This is a genomic window from Pseudomonas sp. B707 (genome assembly GCF_022496685.1).
In the GTDB taxonomy this organism is placed as follows: domain Bacteria; phylum Pseudomonadota; class Gammaproteobacteria; order Pseudomonadales; family Pseudomonadaceae; genus Aquipseudomonas; species Aquipseudomonas paraglycinae.
Window position 1 is genome coordinate 473624 of record NZ_WTVE01000015.1, and the last position, 26468, is coordinate 500091.

Consider the following 26468-nt stretch of genomic DNA (forward strand, 5'->3'; position numbering starts at 1 on the left):
CCTTAAGCCTTAGCGCATGTCGCGTTCGACACCAGACAGACTCGCCTGGAAAGCCTCACGCGCAAACTGACGCTCCATATAATCAAGCAGCGGCTTGGCCGGCCGCGGCAGTTCTATACCCAGAATCGGCAAACGCCAGAGTATTGGCAATAGGCAGCAATCCACCAGACTTTGTTCCTCACTGAGGAAAAACGGCTTGTCGGCAAACAGCGGCGACACGCCCGTCAGGCTTTCGCGCAATTCCTTGCGCGCCACGGCACGGGCCGCTTCCTTGGTGCGCGAATCCAGAATCAGATCCACCAGACCACACCAGTCACGCTGAATGCGGTGAATCAGCAGACGGCTGTTGGCACGCGCCACCGGGTACACGGGCATCAATGGCGGATGCGGGTAACGCTCATCCAGGTATTCCATCACCACGGTCGACTCCCACAACGCCAGGTCACGATCGACCAGCGTGGGCAGACTGCCGTAAGGGTTCACTTCAATCAGTTTAGGCGGCTGACGACCAGCCTCCACAAAAATGATTTCGGCGCTGACACCCTTCTCTGCAAGCACGATGCGCACTCGGTGGGAATAGTGGTCGGCGGGGTCGGAGTAACAGGCCAACCGATTGGTCACGCCCATGGCGATCCTCCTCGCTTGTTGAAATAGTCGGAGCCGGAAAAACGCGCGCGCCCAGAGGGCGCCTCCCGCAACGACTGGCGAACCAGGCGTTGCGTTTTCAGAGGCGCCCTTGGGCGCGCGCGATTAACAGCAATTGCTTGAAGCGTATCAGTGCACGTCTTTCCAGTATTCACGCTTGAGCAGGTAGGCGAACACAAAGAAGAACGCCAGGTACAGCAAGACGTAAGTACCGATGCGCTGATGTTGCAGCTTAACCGGGTTAGCCGAGTAAGCCAGGAAGGTTACCAGATTCTTGACCTTCTCATCGAACTGCTCTTCGTTGAGGGTTCCGGTTTTCGGCACGATGGTCAGTTGATCGCACGCTTCATGAGTCAGAGGCGTACCGGTCAGCGGGTCATATTGCTTCTTGCCGTCTTCGACGATCTGTACCTGTTTGCAACCCACGACCTGACGACCTTGCAGGCCGACCAGCACGTTAGGCATGCCGACATTCGGGAAGACCTTGTTGTTCACGCCCCATGGACGTGCAGGATCTTCGTAGAACGACTTGAGGTAACCGTAGAGCCAGTCAGTGCCGCGAACACGAGCCACCAGCGTCAGGTCCGGCGGCGCTGCGCCGAACCAGGTCTTGGCGTCGGCCGGCTGCATGCCGATGTTCATGTGATCGCCGATCTTGGCGCCGGTGAACACCAGTTTCTCCAGCATCAGTTCGTGCGGAACGCCGAGGTCATCGGCCACACGCTCGTAACGCTGAAACTTGGCACTGTGGCAACCCATGCAATAGTTGGCGAAAGTACGCGCACCATCCTGCAGGGCAGCCTTGTCGGAAACGTCGATGTCGACCTTTTCCAGTTCCGGACCACCGTGTTCGGCCGCGAAAGACAGCACTGGCAGAGCAGCAAAAATCAGAGCAAAAAATAACTTTTTCATCAGCCAGTCACCCTTTCCGGAACCGGTTTGGTCTTCTCGAGCCTGGTGTAGAACGGCATCAGAATGAAGTAGGCGAAGTACAGGAAGGTGCAGACCTGCGACAGCAGCGTACGGCCTGGCGTCGGGGCCAGAACACCCAGAATGCCGAGGATCACGAACGAAATGCAGAACACCACCAGCCAGATCTTGCTCATCCAGCCTTTGTAGCGCATCGACTTGACCGGGCTGCGGTCGAGCCACGGCAGGACGAACAGCACCGCAATCGCCGCCCCCATGGCGATAACACCCATGAGCTTGTCAGGGACCGCACGCAAGATTGCGTAGAACGGTGTGAAGTACCAGACCGGAGCAATGTGCTCAGGGGTCTTGAACGGGTTGGCTTGCTCGAAGTTAGGCTTTTCGAGGAAGTAACCGCCCATTTCCGGGAAGAAGAACACAATGAAGCAGAAGATGAACAGGAACACCACGACGCCGACGATATCTTTTACGGTGTAGTACGGGTGGAAGGCGATACCGTCCAGCGGGATACCGTTTTCGTCTTTGTGTTTCTTGATGTCCACGCCGTCCGGGTTGTTCGAACCGACTTCGTGCAGCGCCAGGATGTGCAGCACCACCAGACCGAGAATCACGATCGGCAGGGCAACCACGTGCAGGGCGAAGAAGCGGTTCAGGGTGATCCCGGAAATCAGGTAGTCACCGCGGATCCACTGGGTCAGGTCGTTGCCGATGACCGGGATCGCGCCGAACAGCGAAATGATCACCTGGGCACCCCAGTAGGACATCTGGCCCCACGGCAGCAGGTAACCCATGAAGGCTTCGGCCATCAGCGCCAGGTAGATCAGCATCCCGAAGACCCACACCAGCTCGCGCGGTTTCTGGTACGAACCGTAGAGCAGGCCACGGAACATGTGCAGATAGACCACGATGAAGAACGCCGAAGCGCCGGTGGAGTGCAGCAGGCGCAGGATCGAACCGTACTCAACGTCGCGCATGATGTATTCGACGGAGGCGAACGCTTCTTCCGCCGACGGGGTGTAGCTCATCGTCAGCCAGACACCGGTGACGATCTGGTTGACCAGAACGAGCAGCGCCAGCGAGCCGAAGAAGTAGAAGAAGTTGAAGTTTTTTGGAGCGTAATACTTGCTGAGATGGTCTTCCCACATCTTGGTGGCGGGGAAGCGCGCATCAACCCAATCCATGAACTTGCTCATCACGCTTTCTCCGTATCGACGCCAATGACAATCAGGTCATCGGTCTCATAGGAATGCGGGGGTACTGGCAGGTTCAAAGGCGCAGGTTGCGACTTGTAGACGCGGCCAGCCAGATCGTAGTGGGAACCGTGGCAAGGGCAGAAATAGCCGCCTACCCAGTCTTTGCCCAGATCTGCGGGTGCCACTTCGGGACGGAAGGTCGGTGAGCAACCCAGGTGAGTGCAGATCCCGATCAGCAGGAGGATTTCCGGCTTGATCGAACGCACTTCAGGGTCGACATAAGTGGGTTGCGTGGAGTTTTTGGAGGTCGGATCGGAGAGCTGGCCCTCGATCTTCTTGAGATTCCCCAGGATTTCCTCGGTACGGCGGACAATGAACACCGGCTGGCCGCGCCATTCAGCAATCATCTGCTGTCCTGGCTCGATTTTGCTGACATTCACTTTCACCGGTGCTCCGGCAGCCTTCGCCTTGGCACTGGGAAACCATGACCCCACGAACGGGACCGCAGCCCCCACCGCTCCTGCAGCACCCACCACGGATGTGGCTGCTACCAAGAAGCGACGCCGGCCTGCATTCACGCCGTCATTGCTCATTCAGTCCTCTCCCATCAGCTTTGTGGCCTGTTAAATCAGGCGTCTACTAAATTGAAACTATGTACTTATAAAAATTTTGCCGAATGGTAATGAAAACCCCCAATTCTGACAAGGTAATTACCCGGAGGGCTGGCCCTCAAGCCTTGTAGTATAGGGGGTCTACGAATGTGGCAAGTTGTCACAGCGCAATTATTCAAGAAATCGCACGCATAAAAAAAACGCCCGGTTCCGTGAGGAATCGGGCGTTCTTTTTGAACGTGGAAGCGAAATTAACGCTTCGAGTACTGCGGACGCTTACGCGCTTTACGCAGACCAACTTTCTTACGTTCAACTTCACGGGCGTCGCGGGTAACGAAGCCAGCTTTGCGCAGAGCGCTACGCAGGGTTTCGTCGTAGTCCATCAGAGCGCGAGTGATGCCGTGGCGGATTGCGCCAGCTTGACCACTTACACCACCACCGATGACGGTGACGTAGATGTCGAACTTCTCGACAGTCTCAGTCAGTTCCAGCGGCTGACGAACTACCATGCGGGCAGTTTCGCGACCGAAGAACGTGTCCAGGGAGCGGTTGTTGATGGAGATGTTACCAGTACCCGGACGCAGGAAAACGCGTGCGGTTGCGGTCTTGCGACGGCCAGTGCCGTAATTTTGAGTCGCCGACATAATGAACTATTCCGTTAAATCTTCAGTTCTTGGGGCTGCTGAGCAGTATGAGGGTGTGCAGCGCCCGCATAGACTTTCAGCTTACGGTACATGTCGCGACCCAGTGGGTTTTTAGGCAGCATGCCTTTAACCGCGGTCTCGATCACGCGCTCAGGGGCCTTGGCGATCAGCTTTTCAAAGTTGATCGACTTGATGCCGCCCGGGAAACCGGAGTGGGAGTAGTACATTTTGTCAGTGGTTTTAGCACCGGTAACACGGATCTGCTCGGCGTTGATTACGACGATGTAGTCGCCGGTGTCAACGTGAGGAGTGTACTCAGGCTTGTGCTTGCCACGCAGACGGCTCGCGATTTCGGTGGCCAGACGACCCAGGGTCTGACCAGCAGCGTCGACGACAAACCAGTCGCGCTTTACTGTTTCCGGTTTAGCAGTAAAAGTTTTCATTCTTTATAGCCTCAGGGGCCGCCTGTAAATAAGACGGCGGATCTTACTGAATAGTGCGTACTTTGACAAGTCAAAGGCAGCCGGATACAGACGCTTTCGGGGGCTCGGGTCGGCGCGTCCGTTCAACGGCAAGATTCTTCGGCGGCGGGGCATCACTTCCACTGCAGAAAGAGGTCGGCAATTATGCAGATTGCGAAAAAAATTTCAACCTGCTTTTATGCTTGTTTTGCCCAAGGAGCACCCGATGGACTATCGCCAGCTAGGCCGTACCGACCTGAACGTGAGTGCAATCTGCCTCGGCACCATGACCTGGGGCGAGCAAAACACTGAAGCTGAAGCCTTCGCCCAGATCGAACGGGCAAAAGAGGCCGGGATCAATTTCCTCGACACTGCCGAAATGTACCCGGTGCCGCCAAAAGCCGACACCTACGCCACCACCGAGCGCTACATCGGCAATTACTTCAAGAGCCGTGGCGACCGCGCCGACTGGATTCTCGCCAGCAAGATCGCCGGCCCCGGCAACACCATCGACTACATCCGCGACAAGAACCTGCGCCACAACCGCCAGCACATCACCGAGGCCGTGGACGCCAGCCTCAAGCGCCTGCAGACCGACTACATCGATCTGTATCAATTGCACTGGCCGGAGCGCAGCACCAACTTTTTCGGACAGCTGGGCTACAAGCACCAGACCGAAGCCAACCTGACGCCGCTCGAAGACACCCTTGAAGCACTCGATGAGCAAGTGAAGGCCGGCAAGATCCGCCACATCGGTCTGTCCAACGAGACCCCGTGGGGCACCATGCGCTTTCTCGCCCTGGCCGAAGCCCGTGGCTGGCCGCGCGCCGTGTCAATTCAGAACCCGTACAACCTGCTCAACCGCAGTTTCGAGATCGGCCTGGCGGAAATCGCCATCCGTGAACAGTGCGGCCTGCTCGCCTATTCGCCGCTGGCGTTCGGTTTCCTGTCGGGCAAGTACGAAGGTGGGGCGCGTCCGCCGAAAGGCCGCCTGAGCCTCTACAGCCGCTTCAGCCGCTATTTCAACCCGCAATCGGAGGCGGCCTGCAGCCGTTACGTGGCGCTGGCCCGTGAACACGGCCTGGATCCGGCACAAATGGCCCTGGCCTTTGTGAATCAGCAACCGTTCGTCACCAGCAACATCATCGGGGCGACGACGCTGGAGCAACTGGACAGCAACATCGCCAGCTACGAGATGAAACTGTCGAGGGAAGTGCTGGAAGGGATCGAAGCGATTCACAAGGACCATCCGAACCCGGCGCCGTGATCCAGGACGATGATCGTTCCCACGCTCAGCGTGGGAACGCATACCGCGATGCTCCGCCTCACTCCCAAAGCGGACGCAGAGCGTCCATGGCGGCATTCCCACGCAGAGCGTGGGAACGATCACACGCTCGGATCAAAGCGACCGCGCAATGATCTCCTTCATGATTTCATTGGTACCGGCATAGATCCGCTGCACCCGCGCGTCCGCCCAGGCCCGGGCCACCGGGTATTCCCACATGAAACCGTAGCCGCCATGCAACTGCACGCACTCGTCGAGCACCTTGCATTGCAGGTCGGTGCCCCAGTACTTGGCCATCGCCGCCGTCGGCACGTCGAGCTTGCCTTGCAGATGCAACTCCAGGCAGCGGTCGACGAACACCCGGCCGATCTGAATCTCGGTGGCCATTTCCGCCAGTTTGAAGCGGGTGTTCTGGAAGTCGGCAATCGACTTGCCGAACGCCTTGCGCTCGCGGGTGTAATCCAGCGTCCATTGCAGCGCCGCCTCGGCTGAAGCCAGACCGCCAATCGCCACGGTCAGACGCTCCTGCGGCAGTTCCTGCATCAGATAGGCAAACCCTGCCCCGGCCTGACCCAGCAGGTTTTCTTTCGGCACTCGCACGTCCTGGAAGAACAATTCCGAGGTGTCCTGCGCCTTCATTCCGACCTTCTCCAGGCGCTTGCCCTTGTCGAAGCCCGGCGTGTTCGCCTCCACCAGAAACAGGCTGGTGCCCTTGGCGCCGGCCTTGGGATCGGTCTTGGCGACGACGATCACCAGATCCGCTAGGAAGCCATTGGTGATAAAGGTTTTCGAGCCGTTGATCACATATTCGTCGCCATCCAGCACCGCCGTGGTCTTGACCCCTTGCAGGTCGGAACCGGCACCCGGTTCAGTCATGGCGATCGCGGTGACCATCTCGCCGGACACCAGTTTTGGCAGGTACTTCTGCTTCAGCGCCTCGCTGCCGTAATGCAGGATGTACGGCGCAACAATGTCCGAATGCAGCGAGAAACCGATGCCGGTCAGACCCAGCCGCCCCACTTCCTCGATGACAACCGCGCTGTAAAGAAAATCTGCGCCCAACCCGCCGTATTCCTCCGGCAGGTGCGAACAGAGCATCCCCGCCTCCCCCGCCTTGTTCCACAGTTTGCGGTCGATGTAGCCTTGTTTTTCCCATTGCCCATGGAACGGCACGGCCTCTTTTTCGAGGAATGTTCGTACGCTGTCGCGGAACAATTCGTGCTCGGAGCTGAACAAGGTTCTGGGAATCATGCGGCACCTTTTCTTTATTGTTGGAGGGATCAGACCTTCAGAGACTAAGCCTCGCTTCCGATACAGGACACTGGACACATCCGACAAAAAATAAGACGATCCAGCCGTCTGGTGACCACTTTCCCTTATAAAAACAAAAGTTGAATTATGCCCAAGCAAGTCTCCACGCCCTTGCGGCGCGTCAGCATCCTGGCGATCGACCGGGTTTTCGCTTCCACCCTCATGCAAGCCAAGGATTTCTTCCATCTGGCCAGCCTGCGTTACGGCAAACAACTGGGCCACGGCCTGACTCCGGCGTTCGAAACCCGCCTGGTCAGTCCCGACGGCAAACCGGTGAACAGCTTCAGTGACGTGGTCATGCCGGTGGACGGTGGCCTTGAAAACGCCGACGTCATCATCCTCCCGGCGTTCTGGGACGATTTCGATACGCTGTGCCAACGTTATCCACAAATCTTGCCGTGGCTGCGCGAACAGCACGCCCGAGGCGCCGTGCTCTGCGGCGAGGCCACCGGGGTGTTCTGGCTGGCCGAGGCCGGGCTGCTCAACGGCAAGGAAGCGACCACCTACTGGCGCTTCTTCAATGCCTTCGCCGAGCGCTTCCCGCAGGTCTATCTCAATCAGGACAAGCACCTGACCGACGCCGACAACCTGTATTGCGCCGGCGGCACCACCTCAGCCTGCGATCTCTACATTTATCTGATCGAGCGCTTCTGCGGCGCCAATGTGGCCCAGGCTGTGGCCCGCGACATTCTCTATGAAGTGCAGCGCAGCTACGCCCCGGGACGCATTGGTTTCGGCGGTCAGAAGTTGCACCAGGACGTGATTATCCTGCAGATCCAGCACTGGCTCGAAGAGCATTTCGCCGACAAGTTCCGCTTCGAAGACGTGGCGCGCGAGCACGGCATGAGCATCCGCAACTTCATGCGCCGCTTCCAGACCGCCACCGGCGACAAGCCGCTGCACTATCTGCAACGGCTGCGCATCGAGACCGCCAAGGGCTTGCTCTCCGGCAGTCGCAAGAGCATCAAGACCATCAGCTACGAAGTCGGCTACGACGATGCGAGCTTCTTCGCACGGCTGTTCCGCCAGCACACCGAACTGTCGCCGAACCAGTACCGGCAGCAGTTCCAGCAAGCTGCCTGACGATTCGACCAGACACAAAAAAGGGCCTGCATCTGCAGGCCCTTTTTGTTTGCCGAATCCGCTTAAGGCTTGTGTGCCCGGGACAGGAATTCGTGGGATTGCATCTCCAGCAGACGGCTGAGGGTACGCTGGAACTCGAACGTCAGGCGTCCGCCGGTGTACAGGTCTTTCAACTCGACTTCGGCAGAAATGATCAGTTTGACGTTACGGTCGTAGAACTCGTCGACCATGTTGATAAAGCGACGGGCGATGTCGTCGGTGGTGACGCTCATCTGCTCCACGCCACTGAGCAGCACGGCGTGGAAGATCTTGCCCAGTTCGATGTAGTCGTTCTGGCTGCGTGGGCCGTCGCACAGCTCGCGGAAGTCGAACCAGGCCACGTCGTCGCAAGTGCGCAGGGCACGGATTTCGCGATTCTCGATGATCAGCACATCGTTTTCCACTGCCGCCGTACATTCCGGGGTCAGTGCCTTGAAGCTCTTGCGCAGGCTTTCGTGAGCAGCTTCGTCGAGCGGGAAGTGGAACAGTTCCGCTTGTTCGAGGTGGCGCAGACGGTAGTCGACGCCACTGTCGACGTTGACGATCTCGGTGTTCTGCTTGATCAGCGCGATGGCTGGCAGGAAGCGCGCGCGTTGCAGACCGTCCTTGTACAGGCCGTCCGGCACGATGTTCGAGGTGGCGACCAGGGTCACGCCGTTCTTGAACAGCTCTTCCATCAGCGTGCCGAGAATCATGGCGTCGGTGATGTCGGAGACGAAGAACTCATCGAAGCAGATGACCCGCGATTCCGTCGCGAAGCGCTTGGCGATGATGGTCAGCGGGTTTTTCTCGCCGCCGAGGGTTTTCATTTCTTCGTGCACGCGCTTCATGAAGCGGTGGAAGTGAGTGCGGGTCTTTTCCTTGAATGGCAGTGCTTCGAAGAAGGTGTCCACCAGGTAAGTCTTGCCGCGACCCACGCCGCCCCAGAAGTACAGGCCCTTGACCGGCGTCTGATCCTTTTTGCCAAACAGCTTGCCCAGCAAACCCGGCTTGTTCTGCTCGGCCGCGATCAGATCGTCGTACAGGCGTTGCAGATGACGCACGGCAGTTTCCTGCGCCGCATCATGGAAGAAGTCCGGGCGTTTCAGATCAGCTTGATATCGTTCTAGGGGCGTCATAATTCGTTAGCAAGGCAACAAAAACGGGCCGTCACTGTAGCGATGGCCCGTGGGAATGGCAATCGGCCCTTGGTCGGGCCGGCCCGTTGATTATTCCTGAACCGGTGTCAGAGCGACCCGCAAGGCCTCGACGGCCGCATCCCGCGCAGCCACGTCGGCGAACGCCGGGCTGTCGCCAACGCACTCGCCTTCCAGCCAGACGCTGAAGCTAAGCTCTTCGCTGCGCACATCCAGCGCCTGACCCGATTGCAGCTGCTTGGTCACCTGACCGGCGGTTTTACCGTCGGCGAAGTTGCGCGACAGCAGCAATTGCTCGCCGTCGGCCGCCAGCAGACGGAAACGGAAGCTGCCGTCGTCTTCACGGAAGCTGACGAAACGTGCGGCTTTCGCGGCTTTCTTCTTGGTGGTCGCGGCCACCTGAACCTGATTGACGAAGGAGCGCAGGCCGACCGCTTCACGCAGCTCGTTGAGGAACGGCGTCGCCACCGCACGGGCCTTTTTGGCGCCGTGTTGCAGGATGTCTTCCAGATCTGCCGGACGCTCGATCAACTGGTGATAACGCTCGCGGGACTCGCCCAACTCGTTGTCCAGCAGCTGGAACAGACGGTTCTTCGCCTCGCCCCAACCCAGACCGCCCAGCAGTTCGCTGCGGAATTCGTCGGCCTGCGCCGGCGTGGAGAAGGCCTGGAACAGAGTGAACAGGTGCGAGTTGTCCGGATCTTTCGCTTCGCCCGGCGCGCGGGAGTCGGTAACGATGCGCGAGATCGCGTCCTTCATTTCCTTGGCGCTGGAGAACAGCGGAATGGTGTTGTCGTAGCTCTTGGACATCTTGCGACCGTCCAGGCCCGGCAACGTGGCCACGCTTTCCTCGATCAGCGCTTCGGGCATGGTGAAGAACTCCTTGCCCTGGCCGAACAGGTGGTTGAAGCGCTGGCCGATGTCACGGGCCATTTCCACGTGCTGGATCTGGTCGCGGCCGACCGGCACCTTGTGCGCGTTGAACATCAGAATGTCCGCCGCCATCAGCACCGGATAGCTGTACAAGCCCATGGTGATACCGGCATCCGGGTCTTCGCCGGTCTCGACGTTCTTGTCCACCGAAGCCTTGTAGGCGTGGGCGCGGTTGAGCAGGCCTTTGGCGGCAACGCAGGTCAGCAGCCAGGTCAGCTCGGGGATTTCAGGGATGTCGGACTGACGGTAGAAGGTCACGCGATCCACATCCAGGCCACCGGCCAGCCAGGTCGCGGCGATTTCCAGACGCGAGCGCTGGATGCGCAGCGGGTCATCGCACTTGATCAGGGCGTGATAGTCGGCCAGGAAGTAGAACGAGTCGGCATTGCTGTCGCGGCTGGCGAGGATCGCCGGGCGGATGGCGCCGGCGTAGTTGCCCAGGTGCGGGGTGCCGGTGGTGGTGATGCCGGTGAGGATGCGGGTACGGTTCGTCATGGGTAATCGCTTGTCAGACTGCAATCAATTCGAGAGACGCGGCAGGATCAGATCCTTGAGATCGGTCAGCTTGCCATGAAAAAAGTGTCCGCATTCTGCCACTTTCAGCAGCTCATGGGGGCGCGGGAGTTTGTCAGACCAGTCGTAGACCAGCTGCGGATCGATCACTTCATCGGTTTCCGGCTGGATCACGGTCAGCTCACCCTGCTGCGGCAATTGATCCTGATTGCCCAGACGCATCACCGCCGGCGCGACCATGAACAGATGCTTGAGCGCGATGCTCCGGGATTCGAGACGACCGCCGAGACTTGCTGCAACAAATCCACCGAACGAGAAACCGAACAGGGTCAGCGGCAGATCCGGATGTTTTTCCAGCAGCCATGCGGCAGCGGCTTGGGCGTCATCGACTTCACCGGTGCCCATGTCATGGGAACCTTCGCTGGCACCGACGCCGCGATAGTTGAAGCGCAAGGTGATCAGGCCGGCGTCGCGCGCGGTGCGCTGCAGGGTCGAGACGACCTTGTTGAGCATGGTGCCGCCCTGCACCGGGTTCGGGTGGCAGATCAGCGCGATGCCGCGTGGCTGCTCATTGTCCAGATACAAAGACTCAAGTTGCCCCACCGGGCCATCAATCACTACAGGGGTTTCACGCATCAGCAAGGAAGGAACTCCGTGACCTCGGATCGGGTCGACTCGTCTAGCAAATTGTCTGTGCCAGTCTATTGCGAGTGAATCGCGGTATACAGCGCAGGTTCGAGCCGTTAACGTAAAGCAAAGCCGTTTATAGAGGAAGGACTCGTGGAACACTCGCTCTTAGTTTGGTTGTTACCGACTCTTGCCCTGGTTGTGGGTGTCGCCATTGGTTTCCTGATCGCTCGCGTTGCGCCGAACGCCGCGCCCAGCCGCACGCAGCGTCAACTGGATGATATTCAGGAACGTTTCGACAGTTATCAGAACGAAGTGGTGACCCACTTCAACAGCACCGCCAATCTGGTCAAGAAGCTGACCCAGAGCTATCAGGAAGTGCAGGATCACCTCGCCGAGGGTGCCAACCGCCTGGCCCTGGACGAGCAGACCCGTCAACGCTTGCTGGCCTCGCTGCACGCCGACGCGGCACAGGCCCCACGGGAACGCCTGACGCCACCACGGGATCAGGAACCGCCGCGTGACTACGCGCCGAAGACCCCGAACTCGCCGGGCATGCTCGACGAGCATTACGGCCTGAAGAAGTAATCAGCCTTCACGCCAACAAAAAGCCCCCGGACAATCACTTGTCCGGGGGCTTTTTTGTACCTGACGGTTACGGGTACTGCTGAACCGTGCCCGGCTGCTGCTGACCACCGTACTGCTGGCCCGGAATCGCCTTGAGGTTAACCTCGACGCGGCGGTTCTGCGCCCGGCCGTTGACGTCACCATTGCTGGCAATCGGATTATCCGGGCCGGCACCGCGGGCGCTCAGGTTGGCACCGCTGACGCCTTGCGAAGTCAGGTAGGTCGCCACGCTCTGCGCACGACGCTGGGACAGGTCCATGTTGTGCTGACGGCTGCCGGTGCTGTCGGTGTAGCCGACGATTTCGATCTGGTTCTGGTTGAACTCTTTGAGCGAGTTGGCCAGGTTGTTCAGCGGCTGATAGAAGCTGGAGGCGATGTTCGCCGAGTCGGTGGCGAAGGTGATGTTGCCCGGCATGATCAGCTTGATCTGGTCGCCCTGACGCTGCACTTCAACCCCGGTGTTGGCCATGCTGGCGCGCAGTTTTTTCTCCTGCTGGTCGGCGTAGTAGCCGTAACCGGCGGCCGAGGCACCGACGACGGCTGCGCCGATCAGCGCACCCTTGCCGCGGTTGTTGTGGTCGATGGCGGCACCGGCCAGCGCGCCGGCCAGCGCACCGAGGCCACCGTACTTGGCGGTTTTGCTCATGCCCTGGGAGCCACCGTCGGCCTGACCCTGATTGTCATACGGGTTGGGCGAGGCGCAGCCGGACAAGACGGCCACGGCAGTAGCGACAATAATCAAACGACGCGTGGTGAACATGGAGTGCTCCTACATTTTGCATTCTGTGGTGCAGCGGCCATTGGCAACTGGCCCGTGCGGGCGTTGGATCATGACAATGCACAAAAATTCCGCCGGGCACCCGTGACAAAATGTTTAGGCACGCACAAACGGGTTCTCGCGCATCTCATCCCCCAGACGCGTATCCGGACCATGCCCGGCTACAACGGTAGCGTCTTCATCCAGGGTGTATAGCCGTTGCTTGATCGATCGCACGATGGTCGCCTGATCGCCGCCCCACAAATCCGTGCGCCCTACTCCGCGACGAAACAGCGTGTCGCCGGCAATCAACAGCTTAGCCTCGGAAAACCAGAAGCTCATGGAACCTGGCGTATGCCCCGGCGTGTGCAGCGCCACGCCACAGCCGCAGGCCAGCTCCTCATCATCGCTCAACCAGCGATCGGGAGACGGTACCGGGGTGTAAGGCACGCCGAACATCTGGCACTGCATCTCGAGGTTGTCCCACAGGAACTGATCCTCTTTGTGCAGATGCAAGGTGGCGCCGGTCTTCTCTTTCATCTGTCCGGAAGCCAGGAAGTGGTCGAGGTGCGCGTGAGTGTGAATGATGCTGACCACTTTCAGACCGAGGGCATCGAGCCGGGCCATGATCAGGTCAGGGTTGCCGCCCGGATCGACGACAATGGCTTTTTTGGTGATCGGATCGCCGATGATCGTGCAGTTGCACTGGAGCGGGCCGACGGGGAAAGTTTCGCGAATGAGCGCGGGATTTGCAGCGGTCATGGGAGATCCTGAACAGACATTGAAGACAGTGCGCAGAGGCTGATTTCCGCCATTTTACGTTGTTGGCTCGCAGGATGCCGACACAGCGCAAAACAGCAGATTCAGTTCAACACCCCCAACTCTTTCGCCCGCGCCACCGCTTGCGTGCGCCGTTCCACACCCAGCTTGCTGTTGATGTGACTGGCGTGCGTTTTCACGGTGTGCAGCGAGATGAACAGCTGATCACTGATTTCCTGATTCGAGCAGCCCTGAGCGATCAACCTCAGGACGGCGAGCTCACGACTGCTGAGCGATTCGGTCGTCGTGGATTCCGCTGCAGGACGAGCCGGCGCCTGGGGGAAATGTTCCAGCAATTGCTGACCGGCAGCTGTCGGTGCAGTCAGTGACAGTTGCCCGCGCAACCAGTCAGCATGCTCTTTGACCAGCACATCGAAAGGTTGCAGGACGCCGCCGGACGCCGCTTCCAATGCCTGACTCAATGCCTTGCGCGCTTCAGGCTCACGATTGTTTGCCAACAGCAACACCACTTTTTGCGTCAGCGCCATCACGCTGAGCAGTTGCCGTCCGGTTTGCTGGCCGTTCTCCAGCAGCACGTTCAATCGCCCTTCGGCGAGCATCGGTTGCCCCTGTATGACGTCCAGCAACGCCTGTTGCAGCTCGACGTGCAAGGGCAGTTGCGGATGAAATTCCGGCGGTGCCGCCGCGTATTCACCGGTGTAGGTCTGGCCCAGTCGCGCCAGCCAGGCTTCGGCCAGATCGATACGCCCCTGAGCCAGCCACAGCTCACATTTGACCAGGGTGATCATCGCCAGGTAGTAGATCGGCGGGACATCCCATATGTGCATCAGCCTTTCGGCTTCGGCCAGTTCGGCGAAGGCCTTGGCGAAATCGCCGCTGCTGCCGTCGAGCCGGGCGATCACGCAGTGGCCGATCAGCACGCTGATGTCACGACAGGCCCTTGCTTCAGTCAGGCCCGCCTGCAATCGCGCCCTTGCCGCCTGAGGCTGCAATCGCATGGCCAGCAGAAAACCCTCATACAGCGTCAGTCGCGCACGCACGGCGTACAAACGCTGCGCGGACAATCCGCGCAAGCGCTCCAACCCTTGGCGCACTTCATCGAGCGCGCGCAGGATTTCGCCGCGGGCCTGCAGGACGCGGGCACGATCATAATGCGCCAGCGCCTCGAACAAGGGATTGCCGACCCGCTGCGCCAGCTCAAGCGACTCGCGGTTCAGGCCCCGTGCACGCCACAGATCGCCGTCGGCAATCGCGAGATTGGAGAGGGTCGACAGGCACATCAGACGCTGGCCGTAACGCTTGGCCGGCAGGCTTTCCAGTGCTTCGCTGCAATACTCGATGGTCTGCTCGCGATGGCCCCGCCCGCGGGCGATGATGCCCTTGAGGGCCAGCCATTGGGCCAGCATGGATTTCTGGGCGGTGGCCGAAGGTGCCGGCAGAAAACGACTCAGATGACTGGCGAGCTCTTCGGCCGCATCAAGCTGACAGGCCAGCCCCAGCGCCCAGCTGTACAACACGATCAGGCGCGGGGTGCTGATCAGCAGGCTGTCGGGCAGGTCCATTTTCCAGCGCAGCAGCATGCCGACGTTTTGCTCGGCCAGCAGTTGTTCCTCGGACAGGTTTTGTACCAGATTGGCCGCGACGTCCAGATGCCCTGCGCGCAGCGCCTGCTCGACAGCTTCATCCAGAAGGCCCTGGGCATTGAACCAGCGGCAGGCGCGCAGATGCAGCGTCGCGGCCGGCACCAGTGCCCGGGCGATAGGCCGGCTGCGCAACAGGTCGGAAAACAGGTGGTGATAACGATACCAGTGCCCATGCTCGTCCAGCGGCACGAGGAACACCTGATGCGCCAGCAGGAAACGCAGGATTTCCGCACTGTCGTGGGCTTCGCGCACCGCGTCGCACAGCTCGCTGCAAAAGCGTTCCTGCGGCGCGGTGTCATAAAGAAACGCCTGGACCTCGGCGGGCAGGCAATCGATGACTTCTTCCAGCAGATATTCGCGGATCAGCCCTTCCCCGCCGTTCAACGCTTGTGGCGAGGCTGATTCGGTGCCGACTTCAGCGATCGCCAGCAGCCAGAAACGCAGCCCGGCCACCCAGCCTTCGCTGCGCTGGATCAGGTTTTCCAGCGCTTCACCGCGCAGGGAACTGCTGTGACGATCAAGCAGTGCCAAGGCTTCGTCGTGGGTCAGGCGCAGGTCCTGTTCGTGCAGTTCCAGCAACTGGCGCGACAGGCGCAGACGTGCCAGGTGCCAGTCCGGGCGCTGCCGACTGGTGACCATGACCACCAGGCCGTCCGGTAAATGATTGAAGAAAAATTGCAGGCAACGGTCGAGCACCGGCCCTTGAGCGAGGTGGTAGTCATCCAGTACCAACAGCAGCGGAGCCGTCGGTTGCAGATGCAGCGCCAGTTCATCCAGCAGGCCGTCGAGCCATTCTTCGAACGCAAACGGCTGATGACGTTGACGCATTTTCAGCAGTCCCAGTGCCCGGCTGCCCAATTGCGGAAAATAGTCCTGCAGACCTTCGAGCAGTCGCTCGAGAAACCGCCCCGGATCGTTGTCCCGCGGACTCAGACCCAGCCACAGGCTTTGCCAGTGCGCCGGCAGACTCTGACAGAACTCCACCGCCAGCGAGCTCTTGCCGAACCCGGCCGGGGCGCTGACCAGCAACAAACGCCCTCCGAGCCCGGCGCTCAGGCGCTCGCACAAACGGGGTCGCAGCACGTAGCCGTCGGGTAGCGGCGGACGGAAAAAACGTCCGTCCAGTGCCGCGACGGCAACGCTTGCAGGGCCCGGAAGTGGGGACAGATCAGTCATGGCCGGCTCTTGTTCGTATGGCTGTTGGCGGCGTAGCAGATGCCCGCAGACTAGCCTTAAACGGAGCGGTTATGAAGGTCGTTGCTACAAATGGCTACAAAAAGGCTACGGAAAAAGCGACAGGCAAAAAAACGCCCCGAACCGGTCGGGGCGTTTTAACGAGGATGCGGCCTCGGTTTACAGGAGCTTAGCGAATACCGTCCTGGCGCAGGGCTTGGGGCGTGAAGTCTGCGGTGGTTGCAGTGAAGCCGAAGTCATACGCCGATTTCTCTTCGTTCTTCATGCCCAGAGCCAGGTAGCGGCCGGACTGCAGGTCGTAGAGGGTTTCCAGGGTGTACCAAGGCACCTGCACGTTGTAGTAGTCCTGGGAGTGAGCTTCCGCCACGCGCCACAGTTGGTTGCGACCGTCGTAGTGATCGATCACGGCCGCTTGCCAGGTGTCTTCGTCAATGAAGAAGTCACGCTTGGCGTAGATGTGACGCTGACCTTCCTTCAGGGTCGCGGTCACGTGCCAGACGCGACGCAGTTCATAGCGCGCCAGATCCTGGTTGATGTGCCCGGCCTTGATGATGTCGGCATACTTGAGCTTTGGATCGTCGAGCTTGTAGCTGTCGGAGGCGATGTACATCTCTTGCTTGCCGACCAGTTTCCAGTCGTAGCGATCCGGTGCGCCGTTGAACATGTCCAGGTTGTCGGAAGTACGCAGACCATCCGCCGCGGTACCCGGGCCGTCATAGGACACTTGCGGTGCGCGGCGCACACGACGCTGACCGGCGTTGTAGACCCACGCCGAACGCGGTTCCTTCACCTGATCGAGGGTTTCGTGCACCAGCAGTACACCACCGGCCAGACGTGCCGGCGCGGTCACTTTCTGCTTGAAGTAGAACAGGATGTTGCCCGGGTTCGCCGGATCGTAATCTTTCATCTTGTCGCGGAACACGAACTGGTCCTGGAAATACACCAGGCTGAACGAGCCGTTCGGTTGCGGCGTGGCCTGGGTCACCAGACGGGTCACGCTGCCGCCGCGATAGCGGGTGATGTGGTTCCAGATGACTTCCACACCGGTTTTCGGAATCGGGAACGGCACGGCGGTATCGAAGTTTTCCAGGCCGTTGCCGCCCGACACCAGCGTCGTGGTGGTGGCGTTCTTCTTGATGGCGGCGAATACCGCATCCGGCACGGTGGCACCGCGATGGGATGGGTAGACCGGCATCTTGAAGGTATCAGGGTAACGCTGGAACATCGCGTACTGACCCGGCGCGAGCTTGGCCTTGTACTGATCGACGTTCTGTTTGGTAATGGTGAACAGCGGTTTTTCACTGGCGTACGGGTCGGACAGGAAGCCTTTGCTGTCGACAGTGCCGGCGTTCTTTGGCATCGGTTTCCAGGCCGGGATCGAGCCGTCGGCGTTACCGGCCATTTCGGCGCCCATCGGGGTCAGGCTCTTGCCCAGTTTGTCCGCTTCGGCGGCAGGCACTGCCGCCATGACGCCGGTCGCCAGCAGCGACAGGCCCAGAACACCGGCGTGGAACAGACTCTTTGTTATTTTCATAAATTCGTTCGTCCTGAATGCAGTGCTTAGAAGTTCACGCCGAGGCTGAGCGCCACGAAGTCGCGGTCATCCACGGTGGTGTACTTGCCGTCGAAGAAGTTGGTGTAAGCCAGGCTCGCGGTATAGGTGTTCTGGTACTCGGCATCGACGCCCAGGCTCACCGCCTTGCGACCTTCTTCAAAGTTGCCGCCAGGGCCTGGCGAGTAGCCGCTGACGTCATGGGACCAGGCCACGTTCGGCTTGAGGTTCACGCCGGCGAATACGTCGTTGTATTCCCAGATGGCGCGACCGCGATAACCCCAGGACACCGACGTGGTGAAACCGTCATTGTTGCAATTGCGGCTACGGTTGTTCTGCGGGGAGCCGGGCCCGGCGCCATTGATGGTGCCGTTGTTGAGGATGTTGACGCAGGTGTTGGTGCCGCCGGTGGCTGGCAATTCGCCCGGGCCGAAGACCGGGTCGCGGCCATAGCGCTTGTCGGATCGGCTCTCCAGACCGCCCACGTAAGTCGCGCCCACTTCACCCACCAGCGTCAGACGGCTCGCGCCCATGACCTGATCGAAGAAGTGCGTGAAGGTGGTCTGCAGTTGAGTGATTTCCTTGCGCTCGTAACCGTGCAGATCCTGACCCGGCACGCCGTCGAGCAGCGATGCGTTCGCAAACGTGCCGCCCAAGGGACGCACACCGGCGAACAGGATGTCGGTAGAGTTCAGTTGTACCGGCGCATTCGGACGGTAGCTGATTTCACCGCTCCAGGCGGTGCCGGTAGGCAGGGTGGTGGAGAAGCTCAGACCGTACAGGCGGATGTCTTCTGGATACTCGACGAAGTAGTTCGAGTTGCCTGCAACCACCAGCGGCCCCAGGGCCCGGAATGCTGCCGGCAATGCCGCCACGCCGTTGTAGACCGATTGCGGTGCACCCGTGGCGCTGAAGATCGGCGCACGGCTGTGATAGTTCATGAAGTAGGCACCGAACTCGGTGTCCAGTGGCTCGAACATGTATTTGAGGGACGCGCCCCACTGACCGCTGTCTCGGGCATCCCGATCAGGACCGCGACGTACCAGCACGCCTTCCTCGTTGACGTCGACGCCGTTGGCAGCCAATGGCCCCAGGGCAATGGCCGGGATTTGCGAACGCTTGTTCAGCACGCGCAGGTTGTCGGTGCAGCCGTCGGCAATGATGTCCGGCTGGGAGAAGAAGGTGCCGCAGTTGTCGACGACAGTCTGGTCCCACTCGAGCTGATAGAAGGCTTCGGCGGACAGGTTTTCGGTCAGGCTCTGGGACACGTAGAACATGTTGACCGGGATCAGGCCTTCCTTGATCTCGGCGCCCGGACGACGGAACGCGGACACGTCGATCGGGTTGATCGAGTTGATGCCGCCGCCGATGAAGGTACTTTCACCCCAGCTCACCACCTGCTTGCCCAGACGCACGGAGCCCGGCTGATCGGCGATCGAATAGTTGTGGTAGACGAAGGCGTCGAGGATCTGACCGCCGGCGGACTTGGCGCCTTCCTTGCGATTGCTGTCGCTGATGTCCTTGAACTCGCGGCTCTCGTCCTTCAGTTCGAAGTCGTACCAGTACTTGCCACGGACAAACACGCCGGTGTCGCCGTATTTCAGTTCGAGGTCATGGATGCCCTTGAAGATCTTCGAGAAGGTTTCGCCGCTCTTGAAGTTGGCATGGCCGTCGTCGGAAGTCTGGGACAGACCGTGACCGCCGTTGTTGACGCCGATGAGGTTCTTGTTCGGGCTCTGGGTGGACCAGCTGGCACCGATCGACAGGGAGGAGTCGAACTGGCCTTCGATTTCACCGACGTTGAAACTGACGCCGAATGCGGGCCCGGCGAGCGAAGAAGCAAGACTGACGGCCAGAGGCAGCTTTGCCCGGCGCCAGAACTGGTTTACTGAGGTCATCGACGCTACTCCATGTGCATTATTGTTATGGCAGTGAGTACTTTTAAAAACGCCTGAAGGACCGGGCGCCAGAGGCTTCCCGAGATCGCTTCAATGTTGCATCGCCCCGTTTGTGCGTTTGCCCCGTTCTTAAAAATCCTTGAGCGGACTATAGCCAGCAGGTGGTACTGCTTGATCCCTCTAAAGTGTGATTTGCAGCTGCCGGCCACTCTGGAACAGTCCTTTCGCCAGTCCGACACATGTCGGCACGGCAAGGATGGCTGAAAATTCGAATTTCACAAGCCAAGCGCTTGCTTGGTGGGTCTGGCGCGCCGTTTTCGGCGCGCCAGAGGAGGCTCAGAGCGTCGAGAGGAAGGTGCTGTTGTTGGCCTGCCATTCGGTGATGTCGAGGCGGATGCGCTTCTTGTCGAGCTTGCCGACACTGGTCTTGGGAATTTCAGTAACAAGCGCGATCTGGCTCGGGATCGCCCACTTGCTCAAGTGCCCCAATTCAACGAATGGCTTGAGGTGTTCCTTGAGCTCGCGCGCCCCGATAGCGTGCCCTTCACGCACCACCAGCAAGGCAAACGGACGCTCGCCCCACTGCGGATCGGCGATGCCCACCACTGCTACTTCACGTACCGCGACGTGACGGCTGATCAGGTCTTCGAGGTCCAGCGAGGAGATCCACTCGCCGCCGGTCTTGATCACGTCCTTGATCCGGTCGCGAATGTCGATCACGCCCATGCTGTCCAGCGTGGCGACGTCGCCGGTGTGCAGCCAGCCGCCGGCCCACAGCTCGGCGCCCTTCTGCGGTTCGTTGAAATAACCCTCGGTCAGCCACGGTGCACGCAACACCAGTTCGCCCTGGGTCTCGCCGTCCGCCGGGAGGAAATTGCCCTCGGTGTCGACAATCGCCGCTTCGACCAATGGCCCCGGCACGCCGGCCTTGATGCGGTAGGTGGTGCGCTCGTCTTCGGTGCCTGCCATCAATTCATCGTTGAGGTGCGCGCACGAGACCAGCGGCCCGGTTTCCGACATGCCATAGGCGGCCGTCAGTTGAATGCCCTTGCTCTTGGCCGTTTCGTACAGCGTACGATTGAGCGCACTGCCGCCGATGACGATTTTCCAGCCGCCAAAATCGGTGCCTTGCGCGCCCTTGGCGTTGAGCACCATCTGCAGGATGGTCGGCACACAATGGGAGAATGTGACCTTTTCCTTGCGCCACAACTCGACCAGAAACTCCGGGTCGTAACGCCCCGGATAAACCTGCTTGAGCCCGAGCATGGTCGCCACATACGGCAGACCCCACGCATGCACGTGGAACATCGGGGTGATCGGCATGTACACGTCGTTGGTGCCCAGCAGCCGCACGCTGTCGATGGCGCCCATGATGGTCGACACGCCCATGGTGTGCAGTACCAGTTGCCGATGGGTGAAGTACACGCCCTTCGGATTGCCGGTGGTGCCCGTGGTGTAAAACGTAGTGGCGACCGAGTTTTCGTCGAAATCCTGGAAGTCGTACTGCGGACTCGCGGCCGCCAGCAGTTGCTCGTACTCCCCCACCAGATTCGGCAAATCCGCGGTTTTTTCCGGCAGATCAGTCAGCAGCAGGGTTTTCTCCACCGTGGTCAGGTGTGGCGCGATGGCCTGGTACAGCCCGACAAACTCGCTGTTGACCAGCACGAAGCGGTCCTCGGCGTGGTTCATGGTGTAGAGGATCTGTTCCGGCGACAGGCGCACGTTGATGGTGTGGATCACCGCGCCGATCATCGGAATCGCAAACATGCACTCGAGGTAGCGATGGCTGTCCCAGTCCATCACCGCCACGGTGTCACCGGCCTTCACGCCGGCCGCCGTCAGTACGTTGGCCAGCCGCGCGACCCGCTCGATCAGGGTCGGGTAGCTGTAGCGCAGCTGGTCACGGTAGATGATCTCGCGGGTTTTCTCGTAACGGGCGCCCGACATCAGCAGCCGTTTGATCAGCAGTGGATACTGGTACGCCCCTTCGGCGGGCGGAATAACGCGAGTCTGCAACATAAGAATCCCTTTTCTGACTGCACGGTGTTGGCTTTGGAGTTTCGTACTCTAGAACCGTTATACGTCAGCCAAATCAGCCAAAGGAATGATTTGCAGAGCCGTACAAATGCTAGCTTTGCGCCAGCATTTGCCGAAACAGATGACAGCCCAGAAGGATCAATGCATCTCGGTGAACGCGAGTTTCACGCCGATGGCGATCAGCACCGCGCCCATGGTGCGGTCGAACCAGTGGCCCATGCGGGCGAAACCGGCGCGCACGCGCTGCTGGCTGAACAGCATGGCCACCAGGCAGAACCAGGTGGCGGTCGCGACGGCGAGATAAATGCCGTAACCGGCCTGGACTGTCAGCGGGGTGTGCGGGTTGATCACCACGGTGAACAGCGACAGGAAGAACAGCGTGGCTTTCGGGTTCAGACCGTTGGTCACGAAGCCTGAGGTGAAGGCGCCCCGGGCGGTGCGCTCGCCAGCTTCTTTGTGCAGGTCGTCGGTCACGGTTTTCGCCGGTTGCGCACGCAAAGCCTTGAAGCCGATGTAAAGCAGGTACGCGGCGGCCGCCCATTTCAAGGCGTTAAACAATACGATCGATTGGGAAACGATCAGCCCGATTCCCAGCAGCGAATAACCCACGTGCAGGAAAATCGCCGTGCCCACGCCCAACGCGGTCCAGGTCCCCGCGCGTCGCCCGTGGGTCACGCTTTCGCGCACCACCACGGCGAAATCAGGACCGGGGCTGGCGACGGCCAACAGGTGGATCAGGGCAACGGTCAAGAATTCGGTCCAGTACATGGGGGCTCCTTTCGGCCAAGCGTAACGAGTTGTTTCATCTGGTAGGCTCGGCAGATTACGCCTTCCCTTCAAAGCACAACAGGTACAGTTGATGACGAACGCCCACCGCGCCGTATTCCTCGATCACCCGTCGCTGGATCTTGGCGATCTCGATCTGAGCCCTTTGCGTGACTGCTTCAGCGATCTGCAACTGTTCGCCCAGACGTTGCCTGCGCAGGTGAGCGAACGCCTGCAAGGTGCGACCGTGGCAATCAGCAACAAGATCCTCATCGACGCCGACGCCATGGCCGCCAACCCACAGTTGAAGCTGATCCTGATCACCGCCACCGGCACCAACAACGTCGATCTGGCCGCCGCTCGCGCCCACGGCATCACGGTGTGCAACTGCCAGGGTTACGGCACGCCGTCGGTGGCGCAACACACGATCATGCTGTTGCTCAACCTCGCCACACGCCTGGCCGATTATCAAAAAGCCGTCGGCGAAGGCCGCTGGCAACAGGCGAAACAGTTCTGCCTGCTGGATTACCCGATCGTCGAACTGGAAGGCAAAACCCTGGGTTTGCTCGGTCACGGCGAACTCGGCGGCGCGGTCGCGCGTCTGGCCGAAGCCTTCGGCATGCGCGTGTTGCTGGGGCAGATTCCGGGGCGCCCGGCCCGTCCGGATCGTCTGCCGCTGGAAGAACTGTTGCCGCAGATCGACGCCCTCACCCTGCACTGCCCGCTCAACGAACACACCCGGCATTTCATCGGCGCCCGCGAACTCGCCTCGATGAAACCCGGCGCGTTCGTGGTCAACACCGCCCGGGGCGGGCTGATCGACGAACAGGCCCTGGCCGACGCCTTGCGCAGCGGTCATCTGGGCGGCGCGGCCACCGATGTACTGAGCGTCGAACCACCGACCAACGGCAATCCGCTGCTGGCTGCCGACATCCCGCGCCTGATCGTCACCCCGCACAACGCCTGGGGCAGCCGCGAAGCGCGGCAGCGTATCGTCGGCCAACTGGTGGAAAACACCCAGGCGTTCTACAGCGGTAAGGCGCTGCGGGTCGTCAGTTGATAAACTGCGGCACTTTTTTTCACAGGAGCAGTTATGGATCCGCGCAGTGAAGTACTGCTTCGTCAGGCCGAGTTATTCCAGGGTTCGGTGTTGCTGGCCGGTTTGCCTGCCGATGATCTGCTGGGGCGCCTGCCCGATGCGTTTGGCTGGTGTTGGCACGCCGGCGACCAGGCCGCGCTCGATGCGCGTTTCGAAGGCCGCAGCCACTTTGGCGTGAACGTCCCGGAACGCGAATTCACCAACGCCGTGGTGTTCCTGCCCAAGGCCAAGGATCTGACCGATTACATCCTCAACGCCGTGGCTTCGCGCCTGGCCGGGCGTGAGGTGTATCTGGTCGGGGAAAAACGCAGCGGTATCGAAGGCGCCTCCAAACAGCTCAACCCGTTCGGCAAACCACGCAAGCTCGACAGCGCGCGCCATTGCCAGCTGTGGCAAGTGACCGTGGCCAACGCCCCGCAAGCCAAACCGCTGGAAAGCCTGGCGCAGACCTACGAACTGCCGCTGGCCGAAGGCCCGTTGAAAGTCATCAGCCTGCCGGGCGTGTTCAGCCACGGCCGACTGGATCGCGGCAGCGCCCTGCTGCTGGAGCACCTGGACAAACTGCCAAGCGGTCATCTGCTGGACTTCGGTTGCGGCGCCGGCGTACTCGGTGCGGCGGTCAAGCGTCGTTACCCGCACAATCAGGTCACGTTGCTCGACGTTGATGCCTTCGCCGCCGCCAGCAGCCGGCTGACCCTGACGGCCAACGGTCTGGAAGCCGAGGTACTGACCGGTGACGGCATCGACGCCGCGCCGATGGGTTTGAACGCGATTCTGAGCAACCCGCCGTTCCACGTCGGCGTGCACACCGATTATTTCGCCACCGAAAACTTGCTGCGAAAAGCGGCCAAGCATCTGAAAAACGGCGGCGAACTTCGCCTGGTTGCCAACAGTTTCCTGAAGTATCAACCGTTGATCGAAGAGCATCTCGGGGTCTGCGCGATCAAGGCCGAAGGCAATGGTTTCCGGATTTACCGGGCCAAGCGCGGCTGAAAATTAGCACTTGCCGAATGGATTCCGCCTAGGCAGAATCCGCTCCGTCCTAGGGGAGTAGTCTCCCACGAGCGCCAAGCTCGTCCGGCATACGTCAACATACTTGATCCTCAGATCATGGCGTATGCGACCCAAGCGTCCGCAGCAGACGGATCGCAGGGTTTGACAAGACCTATGACACGCACACCTTACCCGGGGCGGGAAGGCTGTACGTGTCATAGCCGTGTCGACCCGCCCCTTAGGAAATCCTGATGCTGGACTCGTTACTCGTTCCCACCGCAATCGTTGCCTTGGCCGAAATCGGCGACAAGACGCAACTGCTCGCGCTGATTCTCGCCGCTCGCTTCCGCAAACCCTGGCCGATCATTGCCGGTATCGTCGCTGCGACCCTGGCCAACCACGCGGCAGCCGGTGCGGTCGGCGCCTGGTTCGGCAGCTTCTTCTCCGATTCCGTCCTGCACTGGATTCTCGCCGCGAGCTTCGCCGCTACCGCCCTGTGGACGCTGGTACCGGACAAGATGGACGACGATGAAGCCAGCACCGCCCGCAAGTTCGGGCCATTCCTGACCACGCTGATTGCGTTCTTCCTCGCGGAAATCGGCGACAAGACTCAGATCGCCACCGTGATGCTGGCCGCGCAATACCCGGAGCTGTGGCTGGTGATTATCGGTACGACGGCGGGGATGCTGATTGCCAACGTGCCGGTGGTACTGGCGGGTAATTTTGCGGCGGAGAAACTGCCGTTGACCCTGATCCGTCGATTGGCCGCCTCGGCGTTCCTGATCCTGGCGATCGTCGCGGTGTACAAGGCGATGCAGAGCAGCGGCTGGGTTTGATCCGGCAGATCGCTCCCGCACCGAGTGCGGGAGCGATCATGGTTTCAGGACTTGGGCGCTTTCTCGTAAAGCGGCATGACCTTCGGAATCGCCGCCTGCAACGCAGCCGTGCGGCTGCTGGAAGACGGGTGAGTGCTCATGAACTCCGGCGGTGCGCCTTCAGAGGCCTTGCTCATCTTGTCCCACAAAGTGATGGCGGCGTTCGGGTTGTACCCGGCACGCGCGGCGAGTTCCAGACCGATCAGGTCGGCCTCGTTTTCGTTGGCGCGGCTGTTGGGCAGCGTCATGCCGTAGTTGGCCACAGTGTCGGCCAGCGCCAGGCTGTCCTGACCCAGGCCGAGCAACGCACCGGCACCCTGCTTGGCCATTTCGATGCCATAGGCCTTGGACATGGCTTCACGACCATGCTCGCGCAGGGCGTGGGCGATTTCATGGCCCATGACCGCGGCGATTTCATCGTCGGTGAGCTTCAGACTGTCGATCAGCCCGGTGTAGAAAATGATCTTGCCGCCAGGACCGCAGTTGGCGTTGAGCTCGTCACTCTTGATCAGGTTCACTTCCCATTTCCACTGCGCCGAATCCGGACGGAAATTCGGTGCTTGGGCGATCAGCCGGTTGGCGATGGCCTGAATGCGTTTGGCATCGTTGCTGGTCTTGTCCAGCACGCCTTTGCTGGACGCCTCGCCCACGGTCTTCTGGTAGGACTGGGCATACATCTGGTCGACCTCTTGCGAGGACAGCATGCTGAACATGTACTGCTTGCGCTCCACGCCCACGGCACCGCCGCTGGTGGTGTTGACCGACTGACAACCGGCCAGCAACAGCGCTGCACTCAGTGCACTTACAACCAATGTCTTGTTCATTCAAAAGCTCCCT

General features: G+C 60.3%; 24 protein-coding genes and 1 riboswitch. Of the genes, 6 read left to right on the forward strand and 18 right to left on the reverse strand.

The features are described 5' to 3' along the window. Positions 1-9: 9 nt before the first annotated feature. From GQX66_RS07680 to rplM, 6 genes are all read right to left on the reverse strand, one after another. Positions 10-627: a glutathione S-transferase N-terminal domain-containing protein gene (locus GQX66_RS07680; RefSeq protein ID WP_011335872.1), complete on the reverse strand. Its 618-nt coding sequence runs from the start codon at positions 625-627 to the stop codon at positions 10-12. Between the two features lie 147 nt (positions 628-774). Next, on the reverse strand, positions 775-1557 hold the full coding sequence (locus tag GQX66_RS07685) for a cytochrome c1 (protein WP_007956790.1): 783 nt from the start codon (positions 1555-1557) through the stop codon (positions 775-777). After that, positions 1557-2768 (reverse strand): cytochrome bc complex cytochrome b subunit, encoded by a 1212-nt coding sequence (locus GQX66_RS07690; protein ID WP_007956792.1) that lies wholly within the window; start codon positions 2766-2768, stop codon positions 1557-1559. The genes GQX66_RS07685 and GQX66_RS07690 overlap by 1 nt, the downstream gene beginning before the upstream one ends. Further along, positions 2768-3361: a ubiquinol-cytochrome c reductase iron-sulfur subunit gene (gene petA, locus GQX66_RS07695; protein ID WP_007917031.1), complete on the reverse strand. Its 594-nt coding sequence runs from the start codon at positions 3359-3361 to the stop codon at positions 2768-2770. The genes GQX66_RS07690 and petA overlap by 1 nt, the downstream gene beginning before the upstream one ends. A gap of 269 nt (positions 3362-3630) precedes the next feature. Next, a complete protein-coding gene (gene rpsI / locus GQX66_RS07700; RefSeq protein ID WP_007956794.1) occupies positions 3631-4023 on the reverse strand; it encodes a 30S ribosomal protein S9 in 393 nt (130 codons plus the stop codon). Positions 4024-4037: 14 nt separating this feature from the next. After that, a complete protein-coding gene (gene rplM, locus GQX66_RS07705) occupies positions 4038-4466 on the reverse strand; it encodes a 50S ribosomal protein L13 (protein WP_003228062.1) in 429 nt (142 codons plus the stop codon). A gap of 244 nt (positions 4467-4710) precedes the next feature. Here rplM and GQX66_RS07710 point away from each other — a divergent pair, with 244 nt between their 5' ends. Continuing rightward, positions 4711-5751: an NADP(H)-dependent aldo-keto reductase gene (locus tag GQX66_RS07710; protein ID WP_240867886.1), complete on the forward strand. Its 1041-nt coding sequence runs from the start codon at positions 4711-4713 to the stop codon at positions 5749-5751. A 132-nt stretch (positions 5752-5883) separates the two neighbouring features. On the opposite strand, the gene GQX66_RS07715 is transcribed toward GQX66_RS07710, so the two are convergent. Then, positions 5884-7020 carry an acyl-CoA dehydrogenase family protein gene (locus tag GQX66_RS07715; RefSeq protein WP_007956797.1) on the reverse strand — a complete coding sequence of 379 codons (1137 nt, stop codon included), beginning with the start codon at positions 7018-7020 and terminating at the stop codon, positions 5884-5886. A gap of 246 nt (positions 7021-7266) precedes the next feature. Here GQX66_RS07715 and GQX66_RS07720 point away from each other — a divergent pair, with 246 nt between their 5' ends. Next, positions 7267-8163: a GlxA family transcriptional regulator gene (locus GQX66_RS07720; protein WP_170929381.1), complete on the forward strand. Its 897-nt coding sequence runs from the start codon at positions 7267-7269 to the stop codon at positions 8161-8163. Between the two features lie 62 nt (positions 8164-8225). On the opposite strand, the gene zapE is transcribed toward GQX66_RS07720, so the two are convergent. From zapE to GQX66_RS07735, 3 genes are all read right to left on the reverse strand, one after another. After that, positions 8226-9320: a cell division protein ZapE gene (gene zapE, locus GQX66_RS07725; protein ID WP_039766273.1), complete on the reverse strand. Its 1095-nt coding sequence runs from the start codon at positions 9318-9320 to the stop codon at positions 8226-8228. Positions 9321-9410: 90 nt separating this feature from the next. Next, positions 9411-10766, reverse strand: coding sequence for a tryptophan--tRNA ligase (locus GQX66_RS07730; RefSeq protein ID WP_102687546.1), 1356 nt, complete (start codon positions 10764-10766; stop codon positions 9411-9413). 24 nt (positions 10767-10790) lie between these two features. Next, positions 10791-11420: an alpha/beta fold hydrolase gene (locus GQX66_RS07735; RefSeq protein ID WP_240867980.1), complete on the reverse strand. Its 630-nt coding sequence runs from the start codon at positions 11418-11420 to the stop codon at positions 10791-10793. Positions 11421-11564: 144 nt separating this feature from the next. Here GQX66_RS07735 and GQX66_RS07740 point away from each other — a divergent pair, with 144 nt between their 5' ends. After that, complete coding sequence (locus tag GQX66_RS07740) at positions 11565-11999, forward strand: DUF1043 family protein (RefSeq protein ID WP_007956803.1); 435 nt, start codon at positions 11565-11567, stop codon at positions 11997-11999. A gap of 67 nt (positions 12000-12066) precedes the next feature. Here GQX66_RS07740 and GQX66_RS07745 read toward each other — a convergent pair whose 3' ends face one another. The 7 genes from GQX66_RS07745 to GQX66_RS07775 all read right to left on the reverse strand — a co-directional run bounded on the left by GQX66_RS07745 (position 12067) and on the right by GQX66_RS07775 (position 22667). Next, entirely contained in the window at positions 12067-12798 is a 732-nt protein-coding gene (locus tag GQX66_RS07745; RefSeq protein ID WP_007956806.1) for an OmpA family lipoprotein, read from the reverse strand. 114 nt (positions 12799-12912) lie between these two features. After that, positions 12913-13557, reverse strand: coding sequence for an MBL fold metallo-hydrolase (locus GQX66_RS07750; protein ID WP_085745362.1), 645 nt, complete (start codon positions 13555-13557; stop codon positions 12913-12915). Positions 13558-13658: 101 nt separating this feature from the next. Beyond that, positions 13659-16394 carry a LuxR C-terminal-related transcriptional regulator gene (locus GQX66_RS07755; protein WP_240867896.1) on the reverse strand — a complete coding sequence of 912 codons (2736 nt, stop codon included), beginning with the start codon at positions 16392-16394 and terminating at the stop codon, positions 13659-13661. A gap of 187 nt (positions 16395-16581) precedes the next feature. Next, on the reverse strand, positions 16582-17946 hold the full coding sequence (locus tag GQX66_RS07760; protein ID WP_085745364.1) for a DUF1329 domain-containing protein: 1365 nt from the start codon (positions 17944-17946) through the stop codon (positions 16582-16584). A gap of 26 nt (positions 17947-17972) precedes the next feature. Continuing rightward, a complete protein-coding gene (locus GQX66_RS07765; protein WP_085745365.1) occupies positions 17973-19862 on the reverse strand; it encodes a DUF1302 domain-containing protein in 1890 nt (629 codons plus the stop codon). Between the two features lie 336 nt (positions 19863-20198). Further along, positions 20199-21881 (reverse strand): fatty acid--CoA ligase, encoded by a 1683-nt coding sequence (locus tag GQX66_RS07770; protein ID WP_085606947.1) that lies wholly within the window; start codon positions 21879-21881, stop codon positions 20199-20201. A gap of 156 nt (positions 21882-22037) precedes the next feature. Next, the gene (locus GQX66_RS07775) at positions 22038-22667 is read right to left on the reverse strand and encodes a LysE family transporter (RefSeq protein ID WP_007956831.1); all 630 of its coding nucleotides are present in this window, start codon (positions 22665-22667) and stop codon (positions 22038-22040) included. Between the two features lie 91 nt (positions 22668-22758). Here GQX66_RS07775 and GQX66_RS07780 point away from each other — a divergent pair, with 91 nt between their 5' ends. The 3 genes from GQX66_RS07780 (at position 22759) to GQX66_RS07790 (ending at position 25592) form a co-directional block, all read left to right on the forward strand. After that, positions 22759-23724 carry a 2-hydroxyacid dehydrogenase gene (locus GQX66_RS07780; RefSeq protein WP_102687544.1) on the forward strand — a complete coding sequence of 322 codons (966 nt, stop codon included), beginning with the start codon at positions 22759-22761 and terminating at the stop codon, positions 23722-23724. Positions 23725-23757: 33 nt separating this feature from the next. Beyond that, on the forward strand, positions 23758-24756 hold the full coding sequence (locus GQX66_RS07785) for a class I SAM-dependent methyltransferase (RefSeq protein WP_240867899.1): 999 nt from the start codon (positions 23758-23760) through the stop codon (positions 24754-24756). Positions 24757-24796: 40 nt separating this feature from the next. Next, positions 24797-24919, forward strand: a riboswitch (yybP-ykoY riboswitch). An 88-nt stretch (positions 24920-25007) separates the two neighbouring features. After that, positions 25008-25592 carry a TMEM165/GDT1 family protein gene (locus GQX66_RS07790; protein ID WP_007956837.1) on the forward strand — a complete coding sequence of 195 codons (585 nt, stop codon included), beginning with the start codon at positions 25008-25010 and terminating at the stop codon, positions 25590-25592. Between the two features lie 44 nt (positions 25593-25636). Here the strand turns inward: GQX66_RS07790 and GQX66_RS07795 are convergent, their stop codons facing one another. Continuing rightward, positions 25637-26455 (reverse strand): M48 family metallopeptidase, encoded by an 819-nt coding sequence (locus GQX66_RS07795; RefSeq protein WP_134020522.1) that lies wholly within the window; start codon positions 26453-26455, stop codon positions 25637-25639. Between the last annotated feature and the right edge of the window lie 13 nt (positions 26456-26468).

Bases quoted from the DNA above. Each gene is read 5' to 3' on its own strand.
- GQX66_RS07680 (WP_011335872.1), bottom strand. From the start codon at position 627: ATGGGCGTGACCAATCGGTTGGCCTGTTACTCCGACCCCGCCGACCAC.
- GQX66_RS07685 (WP_007956790.1), bottom strand. From the start codon at position 1,557: ATGAAAAAGTTATTTTTTGCTCTGATTTTTGCTGCTCTGCCAGTGCTG.
- GQX66_RS07690 (WP_007956792.1), bottom strand. From the start codon at position 2,768: ATGAGCAAGTTCATGGATTGGGTTGATGCGCGCTTCCCCGCCACCAAG.
- petA (WP_007917031.1), bottom strand. From the start codon at position 3,361: ATGAGCAATGACGGCGTGAATGCAGGCCGGCGTCGCTTCTTGGTAGCA.
- rpsI (WP_007956794.1), bottom strand. From the start codon at position 4,023: ATGTCGGCGACTCAAAATTACGGCACTGGCCGTCGCAAGACCGCAACC.
- rplM (WP_003228062.1), bottom strand. From the start codon at position 4,466: ATGAAAACTTTTACTGCTAAACCGGAAACAGTAAAGCGCGACTGGTTT.
- GQX66_RS07710 (WP_240867886.1), top strand. From the start codon at position 4,711: ATGGACTATCGCCAGCTAGGCCGTACCGACCTGAACGTGAGTGCAATC.
- GQX66_RS07715 (WP_007956797.1), bottom strand. From the start codon at position 7,020: ATGATTCCCAGAACCTTGTTCAGCTCCGAGCACGAATTGTTCCGCGAC.
- zapE (WP_039766273.1), bottom strand. From the start codon at position 9,320: ATGACGCCCCTAGAACGATATCAAGCTGATCTGAAACGCCCGGACTTC.
- GQX66_RS07730 (WP_102687546.1), bottom strand. From the start codon at position 10,766: ATGACGAACCGTACCCGCATCCTCACCGGCATCACCACCACCGGCACC.
- GQX66_RS07735 (WP_240867980.1), bottom strand. From the start codon at position 11,420: ATGCGTGAAACCCCTGTAGTGATTGATGGCCCGGTGGGGCAACTTGAG.
- GQX66_RS07745 (WP_007956806.1), bottom strand. From the start codon at position 12,798: ATGTTCACCACGCGTCGTTTGATTATTGTCGCTACTGCCGTGGCCGTC.
- GQX66_RS07750 (WP_085745362.1), bottom strand. From the start codon at position 13,557: ATGACCGCTGCAAATCCCGCGCTCATTCGCGAAACTTTCCCCGTCGGC.
- GQX66_RS07755 (WP_240867896.1), bottom strand. From the start codon at position 16,394: ATGACTGATCTGTCCCCACTTCCGGGCCCTGCAAGCGTTGCCGTCGCG.
- GQX66_RS07760 (WP_085745364.1), bottom strand. From the start codon at position 17,946: ATGAAAATAACAAAGAGTCTGTTCCACGCCGGTGTTCTGGGCCTGTCG.
- GQX66_RS07765 (WP_085745365.1), bottom strand. From the start codon at position 19,862: ATGACCTCAGTAAACCAGTTCTGGCGCCGGGCAAAGCTGCCTCTGGCC.
- GQX66_RS07770 (WP_085606947.1), bottom strand. From the start codon at position 21,881: ATGTTGCAGACTCGCGTTATTCCGCCCGCCGAAGGGGCGTACCAGTAT.
- GQX66_RS07775 (WP_007956831.1), bottom strand. From the start codon at position 22,667: ATGTACTGGACCGAATTCTTGACCGTTGCCCTGATCCACCTGTTGGCC.
- GQX66_RS07780 (WP_102687544.1), top strand. From the start codon at position 22,759: ATGACGAACGCCCACCGCGCCGTATTCCTCGATCACCCGTCGCTGGAT.
- GQX66_RS07785 (WP_240867899.1), top strand. From the start codon at position 23,758: ATGGATCCGCGCAGTGAAGTACTGCTTCGTCAGGCCGAGTTATTCCAG.
- GQX66_RS07790 (WP_007956837.1), top strand. From the start codon at position 25,008: ATGCTGGACTCGTTACTCGTTCCCACCGCAATCGTTGCCTTGGCCGAA.
- GQX66_RS07795 (WP_134020522.1), bottom strand. From the start codon at position 26,455: ATGAACAAGACATTGGTTGTAAGTGCACTGAGTGCAGCGCTGTTGCTG.